Source organism: Sphingobium chlorophenolicum (genome assembly GCF_000722875.1).
GTDB classification, from domain to species: Bacteria; Pseudomonadota; Alphaproteobacteria; order Sphingomonadales; family Sphingomonadaceae; genus Sphingobium; species Sphingobium chlorophenolicum.
This window is the reverse complement of the sequence record NZ_JFHR01000011.1, coordinates 14,142-29,633: the sequence shown is the minus strand read 5'-3', so window position 1 is coordinate 29,633 and position 15,492 is coordinate 14,142. Positions and strand designations below refer to the sequence as shown.

Sequence of the window (15,492 nt, the reverse complement as noted above, 5' to 3'; positions counted from 1 at the left end):
GGGTCAAGCTTGGCGTCGAACGGCAGGACCAGGCCGCTACAGTTCGCGGCGCAATGCGGGATCGACGGTGCCGTCGGGCCGGATGCCGGCGCGTTTCAGGTCGCGGCCCATTCTTCCGGTCAGGAATCGGAACCACATCAAGAAATCGGCGCGCAGCGACCAGAAGGGATAGCGGAGGGTCGCCGGGCGGTTATGTTCGATCAGGCTGTGGCCGATCCAGGCGAAGCCGTAGCCCGCCAGCGGCATGGCCGGGACCATCCACCATTTCCCCGCCACCGGCAGCGCGGCGAGCAGCGCCACCACCAGGCTGGTGCCCGCATAATGCATCGCCCGCGTGCCCGCATGGGCGTGTTCCTGGAGGTAATAGGGCCAGAAGTCCTGGAATACAGCCTTGCCGTCCATCGCATCCCTCCTTCTTTTTCCCGCAGGCTATCGGGAAAAGAAGCGGATGTTAAGGTCAATGCGTCAGGCCGTATGCCGATCCGGGGCGAAGAGGAAATAATCATAGGCGGCCCGCGCCGCTTCGGCCATGATGCGGTCGCGCATCTCATGCCCCCTATAATCCTTCATCACGAAGACCGAAATGACGAACATGCGCCCGTCCGGCAGGGTGACGATGCCCGCGTCGTTGCCCAGGCCGTTCAGCGTCCCGGTCTTGTGCGCGATGCGCGTGCCCGGCGGCAGCATGGCGCGCAGCCGCGCCTTGCCGGTCTTGCAGCGTTCCATGACCGACAGCATCAGCGCGGTCGTCTGGGGCTTCAGCACCTTCCCCAAGCGGATCGCGGCGAGCAGGTCGTCCATCGCCCGCGGCGTGGCGGTGTCGCGGGGGTCGGCGGCAAAGCCGATATTGGGCATGTCGCGGGCGTCGCGCTGCGCGGCGGAAAGACCGGATTCCATCGCCGCCTCATCGCCGAAGCCGACGCCCGCCACCTTGGCGCGGGCCAGCAGGTCGCGGGTGTTGCTGTCGACGCGCAGGCCCTTGATCCCGGCGGCACGGACCCAGTCGTTGACCGCCTGCGGCCCGCCGGCGCGGGCGACGAGGGCGTCGGTCGCCTCATTGTCGCTGAGCGTCAGGCTCATGTCGATCAGGGTGCGCACCGGCAGCGGGCGGCCGAGCCGGGGCAGTTGCTCATCCAGGCTGAGGCTGCCCGCGTCGAGCAGCGAGAGAATCTTGGCCGTCACCGCCACCTTGTAGGTGCTGGCCATGGGGAACAGCGTGTCGCCATTATAGGCCAGCGTCTCCCCGGTGCTAAGGTCGCGCACGGCGATGCCGACCGTGCCGTCGGTCAGCGTCGCGAAGCGGGCGAATTCGGCCATCAGGCGGGATTCTGCGCTGTGCTGGACCGGATTGGGGGTCGGGCCGAAGGCGTCGGCGGTGGGCAGCGGGGCGAGGAACAGGCCCAGAAAGGCGATCAGCTTGGTGCGAAGGCGCGGCATTCCCTTTCTTTTCCCGATTCGCGGGACAAGAGCAAGGGCGGGACGTTGACAGCGGTTCGCCCGCCGGTTCATCACGCCGGTCATGAGCGACACCATCAAGCTGGACGAGAGCTGGCGCGCCCCGCTGCTCCAGGAATTCGAAAGTCCCTATATGCAGGGGCTGAAACGCTTTCTTCAGGAGGAGAAGGCGCAGGGGAAACGCATCTTTCCCAAGGGCGGCGAATATTTCCGGGCGCTGGATCTGACGCCGCTGGACAAGGTGAAGGTGGTGGTGCTGGGGCAAGACCCCTATCATGGCGAGGGGCAGGCGCATGGGCTGTGCTTTTCGGTGAAGCCGGGGGTGCGGACGCCGCCGTCGCTGGTCAATATCTACAAGGAATTGCAGAGCGACCTCGGGCTGCGGCCACCGCGCCACGGTTTCCTGGAACATTGGGCGCGGCAGGGCGTGCTGCTGCTCAACAGCGTGCTGACGGTGGAGATGGGCAAGGCGGCATCCCACCAAAAAAGGGGTTGGGAGCAGTTTACCGACGCCATCGTCCGGCTGGTCAACCAGAAGAGCGATCCGGTCGTCTTCCTGCTCTGGGGCAGCTATGCGCAGCGCAAGGCGGAATTCGTCGACCGCAGCAGACATCTGGTGCTGAAGGCGGCCCATCCTTCTCCGCTGTCGGCGCATAACGGGTTCCTGGGGTGCAGGCATTTTTCGCAGGCCAACGCCTTTCTGGAGAAGAAGGGGCGCGGGGCGATCGACTGGGGCTTGCCGGAGACGGTGGCGGCATGAATTTCGACGATCAGTTGCATCGCTATTTCGGGGTGCGCGATGTGGATGCGCTGACGCCCGATGCGCTGGAGGCCGGGATCGAGCATATGCGGGTCGATTTCGGGCTGGAGACGGACAGGCGGCGGCGGTTCGCGCTATGGTCGCTGATGTTCCTGCTGGGGTCCGCGCCCGATCTGGACAAGGCGTTCGAAGACCCGGCGGACCGGGACGCGGCGCGGGATTTCATGGAGATGATGGAGCGGGCCGAGGGGGATGGCGGCTGAAAGGGTTTATCGGCGAGTTGGGCGGGTGGCGGGACTGGGTTCCTGCCTGCGCAGGAACACGGTAATGTATCGGGCATGCGAATCTTTACCATCGGCTATGAGGGCGCGACGCAGGATGAGGTGATCGCGGCTCTGCGGGCGGCGGGCGTGACGATGCTGGCCGATGTGCGGGCGGTGCCCCTGTCGCGGCGGCCGGGTTTTTCCAAGAATATCCTCGCCGCCGGGCTGCGGGAGGCGGGGATCGACTATGTCGGGTTGAAGGCGCTGGGCACGCCCGCCGCCGGGCGGGAGGCGGCGCGCAAGGGGCAGCATCAGCGGCTGGCGGAAATCTATGCGGGGCAGTTGGAGCTGCCCGAGGCGATGGTGCAGGCGGCGCAGTTGCTGGACATGGCGGAGGAGCAGCCGACGGCGCTGCTGTGCTTCGAGCGGGATGCGGCGGCGTGCCACCGGTCTCTGCTGATCGATGCGGTCATGCCGGATGCGGAGCGGGTGGATTTGGTGCCTTGAGGAGCGCGCTTCCCCTCCCCTGAAGAGGAGGGGCTTTAAGAGGCAAGCCCGTAACGGCAGATTCTTTGATCCCGAAACGATTCCATATTGCATTGCAGCAGGGGGTGGCGTTTCATCGCTGTCATGCTGAAGGCCGCGCTCCACCATCTGACGTCCTACCGCTACAGCCGCCCGATCCGGCTTGGGCCGCAGGTGATCCGGTTGCGGCCCGCGCCGCACAGCCGGACGAAAATCCCCAACTATGCCCTCAAGATCGACCCGCCGGGGCATTTCCTGAACTGGCAACAGGACCCGCACGGCAATTGGCTGGCGCGGATCGTCTTTCCCGATCCGGTCGACCGCTTTTCGGTCGAGGTCGATCTGCTGGCGGATCTCGACATCATCAATCCCTTCGATTTCTTCGTGGAGCCTTATGCGGAGGATTATCCCTTCGCCTATGACGAGCAGCTTCGCACCGACCTGGCCGCCTATTTCGATCTGGAGGATCAGGGGCCGCTGTTCGAGGCTCTGGTGGAGGAACATCGGGGCTTTGAGGGGCGGACGATCGACTTTCTGGTCGAGGTGAACCGGCAACTCCATCAACGAGTTGGTTATGTGATCCGGATGGAAACCGGGGTGCAGTCGCCGGAAGAGACGTTGGAGATCGGCACCGGGTCGTGCCGGGATTCGGCCTGGTTGCTGGTGCAGTTGCTGCGGCGGTTGGGTTTTGCGGCGCGGTTCGTGTCGGGCTATTCGATCCAACTGGTGGCCGATGTCGAGCCTTTGGAGGGGCCGAAGGGGGTTTCGCAGGACGTGGTCGACCTGCATGCCTGGGCGGAGGCCTATGTGCCGGGCGCGGGATGGGTGGCGCTGGACGCGACGTCGGGGATGTTCGCGGGCGAAGGGCATATTCCGCTCTGCGCGACGCCGCATTATCGCTCCGCCGCGCCGATCAGCGGCATGGCCGAACCGGCGGAGGTGGATTTTCATTTCTCCATGGGGGTCAGCCGCATTGCCGAGGCGGTGCGGATCACAAAGCCCTTTACCGATGCGCGCTGGGATGCGGTGATGGCGCTGGGCGCGCAGGTGGATGCCGATCTATTGGCGCAGGACGTGCGGTTGACGACCGGGGGCGAGCCGACCTTCGTGGCGGAGAATGGCGGCGATGCGGGCGAGTGGAACGGCGATGCCGTGGGGCCGACCAAGGCGGGCTATGCCGACCGGCTGATCCGGGGGCTGCGGGAAGCCTTCGCGCCGGGCGGGATGCTGCATCATGGGCAGGGCAAATGGTATCCGGGCGAGAGCCTGCCGCGATGGGCCTATGCGGTCTATTGGCGGCAGGATGGGGTGCCGATCTGGCGCGATGCCGGGCTGATCGCGGATGAGGTCGCGCCGGAAGGTGCGCGGGTCGTGACGGCAGCGGATGCCGAGGCCTTCATCGCGCATATGGCGGGGGCGATGGGCTTTTCCGCCGACCATATCCAGCCGGTCTATGAAGACCCGGCGGTGTGGGCGGTCAAGGAGGCGGACCTGCCGGTCAACACCTCTCCCGACGATCCCAAGATCAGCGATCCCGAAGCGCGGGCGCGGATGGTGCGGGCGTTCGAGCGGGGACTGGACCAGCCGGTGGGCTATGTGCTGCCGGTGCAGCGCTGGCAGAGCCAGGTGGCGACGCCGCGCTGGCAGAGCGAGATATGGCAATTGCGGCGCGGACGGCTGTTCGCGGTGCCGGGGGATTCGGCGCTGGGTTATCGCCTGCCTTTGGGGTCGCTGCCGCATGTGCCGGAGGCGGCCTTTCCCTATATCCATCCCCGCGATCCGAGCGAGCAGCGAGGGCCTTTGCCCGATTTCCGGGCAACATTGGACGAGGTTCATGCCCAGCCGGTGCAACGGGTGCCCGACGCGCCGGGCGGGGCCGTGGCGCAGGAGCGGGTCGAGCAGTTCCATATCGAGGGGGCGGTGCGCACCGCCGTGACGGTGGAGCCTAGGGGCCATTTCCTGTCCATCTTCCTGCCGCCGGTGGAGGCGCTGGAGGATTATCTGGAGCTGGTCGCGCAGGTCGAAGGTGCGGCGGAGGCGATGCGGATTCCGGTGCGGATCGAGGGCTATGCGCCGCCGCCCGATCCGCGTTTGCAGGTGCTGAAGGCCACGCCCGATCCCGGCGTGATCGAAGTGAATATCCAGCCTTCGTCAAGCTGGGACGAGACGGTGGAGATCACCGAGCGGCTCTATGCGCTGGCCCGGACTTGCGACCTCACCGCCGACAAGTTCATGGTGGACGGGCGTTCCGTGGGCACCGGGGGCGGCAATCATATCGTGCTGGGCGGGCCGAGTTTGAATGACTCCCCCTTCATCCGGCGACCCGATCTGTTGAAGAGTTTCGTGCTCTATTGGCAGCGGCATCCTGCGCTGTCCTATCTGTTTTCCGGGCTGTGCATCGGGCCGACCAGTCAGGCGCCGCGCATCGACGAGGCGCGGCATGACGGGCTGTATGAACTGGAGATCGCGCTGGCGCAGGTTCCTGCTCCGGGCGAGGGGGATGCGCCGCCGCCATGGCTGGTGGACCGGCTGTTCCGCAATCTGCTGGTCGACGTGACGGGCAATACCCATCGCACCGAAATCTGCATCGACAAGATGTTCTCGCCGGACGGGCCGACCGGGCGGTTGGGCTTGCTTGAGTTCCGGGGCTTCGAAATGCCGCCGGAGCCGAGGATGAGTTTGGCGCAGCAATTGCTGTTGCGGGCGCTGACGGCGTGGTTCTGGCGGCAGCCGCAGCAGGGCAATCTGGTGCGCTGGGGGACGGCTTTGCATGATCGCTTCATGCTGCCGCATTTCGTCTGGGCGGATTTTCTGGAGGTGCTGAGCGACCTGAAAGGCGCGGGTTACGACTTCGATCCCAACTGGTTCGAGGCGCAAAGGCAGTTCCGCTTCCCGATCCATGGCGCGGTGGATGCGGGCGGCGTGGCGCTGGAGATCAGCCACGCGCTGGAGCCATGGAACGTGCTGGGCGAAACCGGGGCGATCGGAGGCACGGTGCGCTATGTCGACAGTTCGACCGAGCGGTTGCAGGTGCGGGCGACGGGCCTGATCGCCGGGCGGCATGTCATTGCCTGCAACGGGCGGCGGGTGCCGATGACCCCCACAGCCGTACCGGGCGAAGCGGTCGGCGGCGTGCGCTACAAGGCATGGGCGCCCGCCGCCTGCCTGCACCCTGCCCTGCCCGTCAACGCGCCGCTGACCTTCGACGTGCTGGATAGCTGGAGCGGGCGGTCGCTGGGTGGCTGCGTCTATCATGTCGCGCATCCGGGCGGGCGCAATTACGACACGCTGCCGATCAACGCCTATGAGGCGGAGGCGCGGCGCAAGGCGCGGTTCCAGGACCATGGCCATACGCCGGGACCGGTCGACATGCCCCCCGCCGAAGCCCCCAGCGAATTTCCGATGACGCTGGATTTGCGTTTCCGGCATCCATGACGAAGACCGCCACCCCTGTCATGGAAGCCGCCGGTTGGGCCGACGCCTATCTGGCGCGGGCGCCGGAGGGCGACCTGTTCGCCGGGGCGAGCGCGGAGATGGCCGGGCACTGGCGGGCGATGCTGGACCGTCTGTCGGCGCAGGCGCAGGGCGATCCGGCTATGCTGGCCGGTAATGTCGAGCGGCAGGCGGTCGACCTGGGCCTGGCCTTTCGGCTGACCGGGGACCAGCAGGAAAGGCCCTGGCCACTCAGCCCCATTCCGCTGCTGATCGGGGCGCGGGAATGGACCCATATCGAGCAGGGACTGGTCCAGCGGGCGCAGTTGCTGGAGCGGGTCATCAGCGACATCTACAGCACGCAATCGCTGGTGCGCGACGGGAAGCTGCCCGCGAACGTCATCACCGGCAGCCCGCATCATTGGCGGGTCATGACCGGCGCACCGCCGCCGCATGGGCATTTCATCCATTTCTACGCCGCCGATCTGGCGCGGGGGCCGGACGGCGAATGGCGCGTGCTGGCCGACCGGGTGCGCACGCCGGTGGGCGTGGGCTATGCGCTGGAGAACCGGCTGGCGCTGTCGCGGGCGACCGGCGATCTGCTGGGGGCGCTCAATGCGCGGCGGCTGGCGCCGTTTCTGAGCGATTTGCGCCGGGGGCTGGCGGCAGATTGCGAGCGGAGCGATCCGCGCATCGGCCTGCTGTCGCCGGGGCGTTTCAACCAGAGCTATGCCGAGCAGGCGCATCTGGCGCGCTATCTGGGGCTGTTGCTGGTCGAGGGCGAGGATCTGATCGTGTCCGACGGCCAATTGTTCGTGCGGACGATCCAGGGGTTGAAGCGGGTCGACGGGCTGTGGCGCTGGATGGACAGCCGCTTCATCGATCCGCTGGCGTTCGACGCGGAATCGCGCATCGGCGTGCCGGACCTGTTCGACGCCTGCGTGAAGGGCGGGTTGATGCTGGCTAACTGGCCGGGCGTGGGCGTGATCGAATCGCGGGCGATGGCGGCTTTCCTGCCGGGGTTGGCGCGGGATTTGCTGGGCGCGGAGCTGATCCTGCCCAATATCGCGACATGGTGGTGCGGGCAGGCGGCCGAGCGGGCGCATGTGGCCGATGCGATGGACGAATTGGTGGTCGGGTCGGCATTCGACCGGGATGTGGCGGGATTGACGGGTACGCGCTTCCTGCCCGGATCGGCGATGGATGCGGGGCAGCGGGCGGCGTTGCTGGAGGCCATGGCGCGGCGGCCGATGGACTATGTCGGGCAGGAGGTGGTGCGGCTGTCGACCACGCCTGCCATCGTCGATGGGCAGCTTACCGCCCTGCCCTTCACTCTGCGCGTGTTCGTGGCGCGGGATGAGCTGGGCCAGTGGCGGATCATGCCGGGCGCCTTTACCCGGCTGGCGGCGCATGGCGACATTCGCGCCGCGCTGATGGGCGAAGGCGATCTGTCGGCGGACATGTGCGTGGTCGATGCGCGGCCGGCGCCCGCGGACGGGCTGGCTTCGGCGATGGCTCCGGCGATCCGGCGGGTGGGCGGCATGCTGCCCGCCAAGGCGGCGGACAATCTCTATTGGCTGGGGCGCTATATCGAACGCACGGAGATGACGGCGCGGGTGATCCGGGCGATTGTCGGGGGGTCGATCGAGGCCGATCTGGGTCCGGCGGTCGGGTCGCCCACCATGGACCGGCTGATGGGGCAGTTGGCGCTGTGGGGCGCGATTTCGGGGACTGCGGGGGCGGTCGGGCCGCTGTGCGCGCAGGCGCTGGGCGACGGCGCGCAACCGGGTAGCGTGCGGGCGCTGCTGGCGGCGGTGGCGGGGATCGGCGAAGGGCTGCGCGACCGGCTAGCGGTGGATTATTGGCGGCTGGTGCGATTGCCCCTGCCCGATTTCGATGGCGGGGTGACGGAGACGCTGCTGGAGGCGTCCTCCCGGATGATCGAGCGGATTTCGGCGCTTTCGGGACTGGCGGCGGAGAATATGGGGCGGACCGAGGGGTGGCGCTTCCACGATATGGGACGGCGGATGGAGCGGGCGATCAACGGCTGCCGCCTCGCCATGCTGTTCGGGGGCGATAGGGCTTCGGCGGATGACCTGACCGTGCTGCTGGACCTTAACGACAGTCAGATCAGCTATCGCAACCGCTATCTGGCCGGGCCTGCTTTGGCGCCGGTGCGCGATCTGGTGGCGCTGGAGCCGCAAAATCCGCGCTCCATCGTCTATCAGGCCCAACGGCTGGCGGAGCATGTCGCCGCGCTGCCGACGCTGCATGGCGACGGCATGCCGGAGGAACCGCAAAGGCTGGCGGCGATGCTGGCGGCGCGGCTGGCGCCGATGACGGGGGATATATTGAGCGTGGCCGATCTGGCGGACGCGGAAAGCCGGTTGCTGGAGTTGTCGGACGCCATCGGCCAGCGCTATTTCCTACAACGGCGCAAGGAGAGGAGCGAGGGCGTCAGCCTGCTGTCATGATCTACCGCATTCGGCACCAGACCATCGTGCATTATGATGCGCCGGTGCAGTTGGCGCGGTTCAACCTGCGGCTGCGGCCCGCGCCATGGCCGGGGCAGTGGACGTCGGATTATCATCTGGCGGTCGATCCCGCGCCCGCCTCCATCGAATCGCGGCCGGGGGCGTGGCCGGTGCATGTGGCGCGCATCGAGATCGACAGTCCGCTGCATCGGATCAGCATCGAAAGCAGCTTTCGCACTGGGGTGCAGGGCGGCCCGCCCATAGAGCCGCAGCCAGACGATCCGACCGTCGGCGCGGTGGCGGAGGCAGCGCTGGCGGCGCGGGACATGGGACCGGCGGGGCCCGCGCATTACCTCCATGCCTCGCCGCGCGTGCCCCTGGTGGCGGAGATCGGGGCATGGGCGGGCGATCTGCTTGTCCCGCACCGGTCCATCGTGGAAGCGGCACTGGAACTGGCGCGGCGGATCAGGAATGAATTCGCCTATGTCAGTGGGGCGACCGATGCGGCGACGCCGGTGGCGGAGGCCTTTTCAGCGCGGCATGGGGTGTGCCAGGATTTTGCCCATGTGATGGTGGCGGCCTTGCGCTGGTTCGGGCTGCCCGCCGCCTATGTCAGCGGCTATCTGCGCACCGATCCGCCGCCGGGCATGGCGCGGCTGGTGGGCGCGGACGCGATGCATGCCTGGGTCATGCTGTGGTGCGGGCCAACGCGAGAGTGGATCGGATTCGATCCGACCAACGGGGTGATCGCGGGCGATGGGCATCTGTTCGTCGCCATGGGGCGGGACTATGCCGATGTCGCGCCGATGGACGGGCTGTTCGTGGGCGGCTCCGGACAGAATGTTCAGGTGATGGTGGACGTCATGCCAGAGGGTGAGGAAGCGTGAACGCCTCATCAGGCAGTTAGGTCATTCCCGCGTAGGCGGGAATGACGATTCTATTCAAACCTACCGGAACCGCCCGCTATTCGAAATCATATCCCAGCTTCAGCCCGAAAAATTGCGGCTTGGTGGGATAGGTCCGGGCATAGGCGCCGCAGATCTCCGTGGCGCAGATGGTGTTCCGGCCCAGCGCGCCATGGCTGCTAAAGGCGTTCTGGATGAAGGCCTCTATCCGCCAACTGTCCCAATGCGCGCCGATGGAGAAATCGGCGGTGGTGAAGGGCCGGGTCGGTCCAACCGCCGCAAAATCGGCATCGGTCAGGAAGGTGCGGGTGCCGCCCTGGTGCGTCACCGATCCCTGCACGAAGGCCGTCGTCGCGCCCAGCGGCCATTCGTAGCGCGCCGTGGCCGACCCCTTGAAGCGGGGCATGATCGGCAGGCGGGTGCCCTTGGCTGCGGCGGGCGGGACGCCGGGGGTGCAGACGATATTCTTCGTGACCGGATCGACCTCGCAGAAATCGCTGGTCAGTTGCGCGTCGACATAGGTGGCGCTGGCCGACAGGGACAGGCCGCCGAAGCGCGCCGACAGGTCGCCCTCCACGCCATAGATGCGCGCATCGCCCGCATTATAGGTGTTGGTGACGCCGTTCTGGCCGACCGGCACCAGTCCGAACTGAAGGTCGCGCCATTTCTGGTAGAAGGCCGCGCCGTTGAAATAGATGCGGCCGAAATGGGTTTTCCAGCCCAGTTCGAAATTGTCCAGCTTGTCCGATTTGAACGGATTGACGCCCGGCCGCCGGTTGTTGCCGCCCGGCCGGTAGCCGCGAGAGACGGTGCCATAGAGCATCACGTCCGGGCTGACCTGCCACTTCAGGCCGCCGCGCCAGATGACGCCGGTTTCGACCTGCTTCTTGTGCACATTGGCGCAGGGCACGTCGGGCATGTTGGTGGGGAAGCAATTGGCGGGATCGAGGTTGCCGGCGCTGTTAGTCCCGGAAAAACCGTAGATGCTGTTGTGCGCCGTATATCCGCGAATCCCCGCGATCAGCGTGACGCTGGGCACGATGTCATATTCGGCCTGCGTGAACATCGCATAGTCGCGGTCCTTGCGCTTGACGCGGGTCAGGAACACGGTGTCGGTGTTGCCGAACGGCGCGATCCAGTCGGGCGTCGGAATCTGGCTGATGCCGACGGTCTGGTAATCGGCGCCGATCTTGTCGGTCTGGACCTGAAGGAACATGCCCGCCGCCAACCGGAAAGGCTTGTCCGTGGGCGAGTTCACCCGGATTTCCTGGGTGTGCTTGGTATATTTGTCGAACTGGTGCGATGTTTGGGTCGGGTCGATGAAACCGCCATTGCCGTCGGGGAAATAGGTGGCCTTGCCGAACTGCGTCACGCCATTGTCGTCGACATAGGTATAGCTGTCGTAAGCGACGGAATAATAGGAATAATCGGCGATATTATCGACCTTGCGCTCGAAATAGCCGCCCGAATAGGTGATGTCCCAGTCGCTGAGCTTGCCCTGGATCGTCAGCGCCGCCTGCCACCAGCGGTCCTTGTTGCGGCTGGGCAGATAGTCGGTGACGTTCAGATAGCCCTTGGTCGGATCGTAGAAGAAGCCGCCATGGGCGATCTGGCTCTGGTAGAGGAATTGCGGCGTGACTGTCCAATTGTCGTCCAGATCGACGCGCAGCGCGGCGCGCCCGCCCCAGGTTTCGACGTCGTTATAGTCGTTTTCGACCAAGCCGGGCTTGTCGGTATTGCGAACCGTGAGTTCTGTGTCGTCGTCGCCGTCATCCAGCGTGAAGGTGCGGCTGCCGGGGATATTGTCGATATAGCCGCCGGTGCGGTCGTAGAAACCGACCACGCGCAGCGCAGCATTGTCGCTGATCGGCAGGTTGATGTAACCTTCCGCCGATCCGCCGAAATCGCCCTTGCCGAACTTGTTGACCTGCAGGTCGATGCTGCCGGTCGTCTTACCCAGTTCCGGGCGGTTGGTGATGATGCGCAGCGTGCCGGACAGTGAGCTGGCGCCGAACAGCGTGCCCTGCGGTCCGGCCAGCGCCTCTATCCGGGCGACGTCGTAGAGATGGACATCCACCATGCCGCCGATGGTCGTGACCGGGATTTCGTCGACATAGGTGCTGCTGGTGGGCAGCGGGCCGATATGCAGCGGCGGGCCACCCGATCCGGTGGCGACGCCGCGGAAGAAGACCTGCGCCTGGCTGGGGCCGAAGGACTGGATGGAAACGCTGGGCAGCAGCTTGGCGTAATCGTCCAGCGCCTTGGCATTGGCCTGTTCCAGCTTGGCCTGGCCGAGCGCGTTGATGCTGATCGGCACATCCTGCAACCGTTCCTCGCGGCGCTGGGCGGTGACGACGATCACGTCGCTGTCGGCGGGCGGGGCGGCCTGTTGCGCCATGGCGGGAACGGCCATGGCCGTGGTGGCCAGCAAAGCGGACGAAAATTCCATCAAGCGAACGCGACCGGACATCGGCTACCTCCCCTCAGGTGCACGAATTTCTGCTGGAAATTTGTCATCAACTGCCGGAAACGCACAACGGAAAATCGTTGCGTTGTGGCAATCATGCGATTTTTCAGGCGATTGTTACCCGAAAGCCACGATCAGGGCGCGTCGGGATAGCTGTCCAGCACCGGGCCGAGGGCAGCAATCAGGGGCTGGAGTTGCGCTTCGACGGCGCGCCATTGCCCCTCGCCGTCCCGGTTGATTGGGCGGCGGACCTGTTCGCTGCTGGCGGTGCGGACGGCGCGGCGGTTCTGGTGGAAGTTGAGGCAGGCCTCCTCGAACGGCAGGCCTAGGGCCGCGAGCAGGGCGCGCACCTCCCCTTCCGGATCGTCCAGCAGCCGTTCGTGGACGACGCGATGGACGCGACCGGGCAGCACAGCGTCGACATGCGCCATCAGCCGGACATAGTCGGCATAATAATGGCCGATGTCGCCAAGGTCGTAGCTGAACGCCTGTCCCCGCGCGAAATGCTGGCGGAAATTGGAATAGCCGCAGTCGAGCGGATGACGGCGCGCATCGACGATCCGCGCATGGGGCAGGATCAGGTGGATCAGGCCGGCATGCAGCCAGTTATTGGGCAGCTTGTCGATGAAATAGGGCCGCCCTTCGCGCCGCTGGATGCGGGTGCGGTCGATATAGGCCTGCCCCAGGGCGCGCAGGCGGGTGGGGTCGAGGTCGCGCAGCAGGGTTGGCCAGTCGCCCTCCTGCCGCAGTTCCGCGACCAGCGCTGGCAGGTCGGGCAGTTCCATCGTCCCTTCGACCTGGCTGTGGCTGGACAGGATCTGCTCGACCAGCGTGGAACCGGCGCGGGGCAGGCCGACGATGAAGATCGGATCGGGCGCGGGGTTGCCCATGCCCTTGCGTTCCGCGAAGAAATCGGGGGTGAAGAGGTCGATCGCAGCATCGACGGCGCGGGTGGTGCGCGCCGCTTCATAGGGTTGGCTGAGGCGGCGCAGGCGGTTCGCTTCGGCATAATGAACGAAGGCGGCTTCGGCTTCTCCCTGATCGCTCTTCGCCTTGCCCAGCGCGAAATGGAGGTGGAATCGGTCCTCAGCGCTGGCCTGCGCATCGCGCAACGCATCCTGCATGGCGGCGATGTCGGCGGCATCGAAGGCGGCGGTTTTCAGATTGGCGATGCTCCACCAGGCCTCTCCAAAGGCCGGGCGCAGCGCGGTGGCCCGGCGATAGGCTGCGACGCTGTCCGCCGTGCGGCCGACAGTCTTGAGCGCATGGCCATAGCTCATCCAGATTTTCGGCTGGCTCGCCGCCTGATCCAATATCCGTTCGTAGAGCGTAATGGCTTCGTCGAAATCGCCCAGGCGGCCCAGCACGGCGGCGCGCAGATTAGCGTGGACGGGGTTGGACTGGTCCTGCAACCGGTCCAGTTCCTCCAGCGCCTGCGCCGTCTTGTTCTGGCGATGCAGCGCGGTCGCCAGATTGGCGCGGGCGGCGGTGAAGCCGGGCGCCAATTCCAATGCGCGGCGCAGCAGCTTTTCCGCATCGGCGTTGCGCCCGATGCGCCCCGCCAGTTCGGCCAGCATGCGGATCGCCGCGACATCGAAGGGATTGTCCCTGAGCCGTCCGCGCAGGATCGGTTCGGCCTGATTCAGACGGTTGTCGAGCAGGGCGATGGCGGCCTGCTGCAAGACCGGGTCCGTGGCGGCGGCGTCGATGGCCGCGGCTTCATGCCGTTCTGCCTCCGCGTCGCGATTCAGGGCGCGCAGGGCGCGGGCGGCGAGGCGATGGAGTTCGGCGTCTCCGGCGCTTTGCTCCAGCCGGTCGAGGCACAGCGCAAGCGCCTGCGCAGCGTCTTGCGCAAGCGCTTGCCGGATGGATGAATAGCTTTCGCCCCGCATTCGTCTTTAGATGTCAAGACAAGCGGGGCCTGGCAAGCCGAAGCCGTCCGAAACATCCCCGGCATGAAAATCCGCCCATGGCCTGTGCAGGGTCCATGGGCGGTCAGGGGGAATCACATCTTCATGGCGTTGCGGAACATGACGAAGGCGATGATGACCAGATAGACGCCGAAGAATTTCTTGAGCGGCGCGGCAGGCAGGCTGTGCGCCGCCGCCACGCCGAGCGGCGCGGTCAGGATCGACATGGAGGCGATGGCCAGCGTGGCGGGAATGTTGACATAGCCCAGCGACCCCCAGGGCAGGCCCGTTTCCTTGAGGCCGATCAGCGCGAAACCGATGGCGCTGGGAATGGCGATCAGCGTGCCGATGCCCGATGCGGTGGCGATGGCGCGGTGGATCGAGCGGCCGCACAGCGTCATCACCATGATGGCGATGGTGCCGCCGCCGATGCCCAGCAGCGCGGAGAAAGTACCCAGGCCCCCGGCGATGCCGACGCGGGCGATGCCGGACGGCATGGTGTCGCTGATCACCTTGCCGCCCACCTTGGGCAGCAGGAAGTTGAGCGACATCAGGAACACGCCGACCGCGAAGATCATGGTCAATATGTGCCCGTCGACCCGACCGGCCAGCAGCACGCCGACGCCGTCGCCCAGGATGATCCACGGCGCCCAGGTCTTGAGTATCTCAAACTCCACCGCGCCGCGCTTGGCATGGGCGAGGAGGGAGCGGATCGACGTCACGATGATCGTCGCGGCGGAGGTGCCGATGGCGACATGGGCGATGGCCTCATGCGTGCCGCCCAGCAGAGGCAGCACCACGAACAGCGCGGGCACCACCACGAAACCGCCGCCAATCCCGAAAATCCCCGCCGCGAAACCGGCGAACAGGCCCGCGCCCAGCATCGCGACCAGGGGTACGAGCCAAGTCATCATGTCCCCCTGCATCAGCGCCGATCCTCCGCCACTGTGGCGCGAACGGCGCTGTCGGGGAAGATGCCTTTATGGATCAAGGCGGCGGAAACTGTGCAATCGACCATGATGGAAACCCATGCCTCTCTTCGGCGGAACAGTATGCGGCAGGGGGCGATCAACAACCCCTACATCCCCGCAAGACGAACGAAGCCGGGGAACCCGCAAAGGAGGGAGGAATATTGTGGGGGGTGGAGGCGGACCTATCCTATTCCTCCCCATCGGGAGATGGGGAGGGTCGAAGAGAGGCACGTGACTCTCTTCGACGGCCGAAGGCTGGTGGAGGGGAATGAGGCGCGTCCTGCGCATTTCCCCTCCACCATCGGCTGCGCCGACGGTCCCCCTCCCCAC

Annotated in this window: 11 protein-coding genes; 6 read left to right on the top strand and 5 right to left on the bottom strand. The window is 66.2% G+C overall.

All coding sequences use genetic code 11. The features are described 5' to 3' along the window. Nucleotides 1-36 precede the first annotated feature (36 nt). Nucleotides 37-402 carry an Mpo1-like protein gene (locus BV95_RS06655; RefSeq protein ID WP_013848496.1) on the bottom strand — a complete coding sequence of 122 codons (366 nt, stop codon included), beginning with the start codon at nucleotides 400-402 and terminating at the stop codon, nucleotides 37-39. A gap of 63 nt (nucleotides 403-465) precedes the next feature. Further along, nucleotides 466-1,437, bottom strand: a complete 972-nt coding sequence (locus BV95_RS06650) for a serine hydrolase (protein ID WP_037449064.1) — start codon at nucleotides 1,435-1,437, stop codon at nucleotides 466-468. Between the two features lie 82 nt (nucleotides 1,438-1,519). Here BV95_RS06650 and ung point away from each other — a divergent pair, with 82 nt between their 5' ends. The 6 genes from ung (at nucleotide 1,520) to BV95_RS06620 (ending at nucleotide 9,796) form a co-directional block, all read left to right on the top strand. Next, nucleotides 1,520-2,215: a uracil-DNA glycosylase gene (gene ung, locus BV95_RS06645; protein ID WP_037449062.1), complete on the top strand. Its 696-nt coding sequence runs from the start codon at nucleotides 1,520-1,522 to the stop codon at nucleotides 2,213-2,215. After that, on the top strand, nucleotides 2,212-2,478 hold the full coding sequence (locus tag BV95_RS06640; protein WP_037449059.1) for a hypothetical protein: 267 nt from the start codon (nucleotides 2,212-2,214) through the stop codon (nucleotides 2,476-2,478). The genes ung and BV95_RS06640 overlap by 4 nt, the downstream gene beginning before the upstream one ends. A 75-nt stretch (nucleotides 2,479-2,553) precedes the next feature. Then, nucleotides 2,554-2,985, top strand: coding sequence for a DUF488 domain-containing protein (locus tag BV95_RS06635; RefSeq protein ID WP_037449056.1), 432 nt, complete (start codon nucleotides 2,554-2,556; stop codon nucleotides 2,983-2,985). Nucleotides 2,986-3,108: 123 nt separating this feature from the next. Then, nucleotides 3,109-6,438 (top strand): transglutaminase family protein, encoded by a 3,330-nt coding sequence (locus BV95_RS06630; protein ID WP_037449053.1) that lies wholly within the window; start codon nucleotides 3,109-3,111, stop codon nucleotides 6,436-6,438. Then, entirely contained in the window at nucleotides 6,435-8,909 is a 2,475-nt protein-coding gene (locus BV95_RS06625; RefSeq protein ID WP_037449050.1) for a circularly permuted type 2 ATP-grasp protein, read from the top strand. Before BV95_RS06630 ends, BV95_RS06625 begins: the two co-directional genes overlap by 4 nt. Further along, complete coding sequence (locus BV95_RS06620) at nucleotides 8,906-9,796, top strand: transglutaminase family protein (RefSeq protein WP_037449047.1); 891 nt, start codon at nucleotides 8,906-8,908, stop codon at nucleotides 9,794-9,796. The genes BV95_RS06625 and BV95_RS06620 overlap by 4 nt, the downstream gene beginning before the upstream one ends. Before the next feature lie 76 nt (nucleotides 9,797-9,872). On the opposite strand, the gene BV95_RS06615 is transcribed toward BV95_RS06620, so the two are convergent. The 3 genes from BV95_RS06615 to BV95_RS06605 all read right to left on the bottom strand — a co-directional run bounded on the left by BV95_RS06615 (nucleotide 9,873) and on the right by BV95_RS06605 (nucleotide 15,117). Continuing rightward, a complete protein-coding gene (locus BV95_RS06615; protein WP_037449044.1) occupies nucleotides 9,873-12,284 on the bottom strand; it encodes a TonB-dependent receptor in 2,412 nt (803 codons plus the stop codon). Nucleotides 12,285-12,415: 131 nt separating this feature from the next. Further along, nucleotides 12,416-14,173, bottom strand: a complete 1,758-nt coding sequence (locus tag BV95_RS06610) for a tetratricopeptide repeat-containing sulfotransferase family protein (protein WP_037449041.1) — start codon at nucleotides 14,171-14,173, stop codon at nucleotides 12,416-12,418. A 113-nt stretch (nucleotides 14,174-14,286) separates the two neighbouring features. Further along, nucleotides 14,287-15,117 (bottom strand): sulfite exporter TauE/SafE family protein, encoded by an 831-nt coding sequence (locus tag BV95_RS06605; protein ID WP_013848486.1) that lies wholly within the window; start codon nucleotides 15,115-15,117, stop codon nucleotides 14,287-14,289. Between the last annotated feature and the right edge of the window lie 375 nt (nucleotides 15,118-15,492).

What these genes read in the sequence shown, in the direction of transcription:
- BV95_RS06640 (WP_037449059.1), top strand. Translation starts at nt 2,212, where the DNA reads ATGAATTTCGACGATCAGTTGCATCGCTATTTCGGGGTGCGCGATGTG.
- BV95_RS06615 (WP_037449044.1), bottom strand. Translation starts at nt 12,284, where the DNA reads ATGTCCGGTCGCGTTCGCTTGATGGAATTTTCGTCCGCTTTGCTGGCC.
- BV95_RS06650 (WP_037449064.1), bottom strand. Translation starts at nt 1,437, where the DNA reads ATGCCGCGCCTTCGCACCAAGCTGATCGCCTTTCTGGGCCTGTTCCTC.
- BV95_RS06635 (WP_037449056.1), top strand. Translation starts at nt 2,554, where the DNA reads ATGCGAATCTTTACCATCGGCTATGAGGGCGCGACGCAGGATGAGGTG.
- BV95_RS06625 (WP_037449050.1), top strand. Translation starts at nt 6,435, where the DNA reads ATGACGAAGACCGCCACCCCTGTCATGGAAGCCGCCGGTTGGGCCGAC.
- BV95_RS06655 (WP_013848496.1), bottom strand. Translation starts at nt 402, where the DNA reads ATGGACGGCAAGGCTGTATTCCAGGACTTCTGGCCCTATTACCTCCAG.
- BV95_RS06605 (WP_013848486.1), bottom strand. Translation starts at nt 15,117, where the DNA reads ATGCAGGGGGACATGATGACTTGGCTCGTACCCCTGGTCGCGATGCTG.
- BV95_RS06630 (WP_037449053.1), top strand. Translation starts at nt 3,109, where the DNA reads ATGCTGAAGGCCGCGCTCCACCATCTGACGTCCTACCGCTACAGCCGC.
- ung (WP_037449062.1), top strand. Translation starts at nt 1,520, where the DNA reads ATGAGCGACACCATCAAGCTGGACGAGAGCTGGCGCGCCCCGCTGCTC.
- BV95_RS06620 (WP_037449047.1), top strand. Translation starts at nt 8,906, where the DNA reads ATGATCTACCGCATTCGGCACCAGACCATCGTGCATTATGATGCGCCG.
- BV95_RS06610 (WP_037449041.1), bottom strand. Translation starts at nt 14,173, where the DNA reads ATGCGGGGCGAAAGCTATTCATCCATCCGGCAAGCGCTTGCGCAAGAC.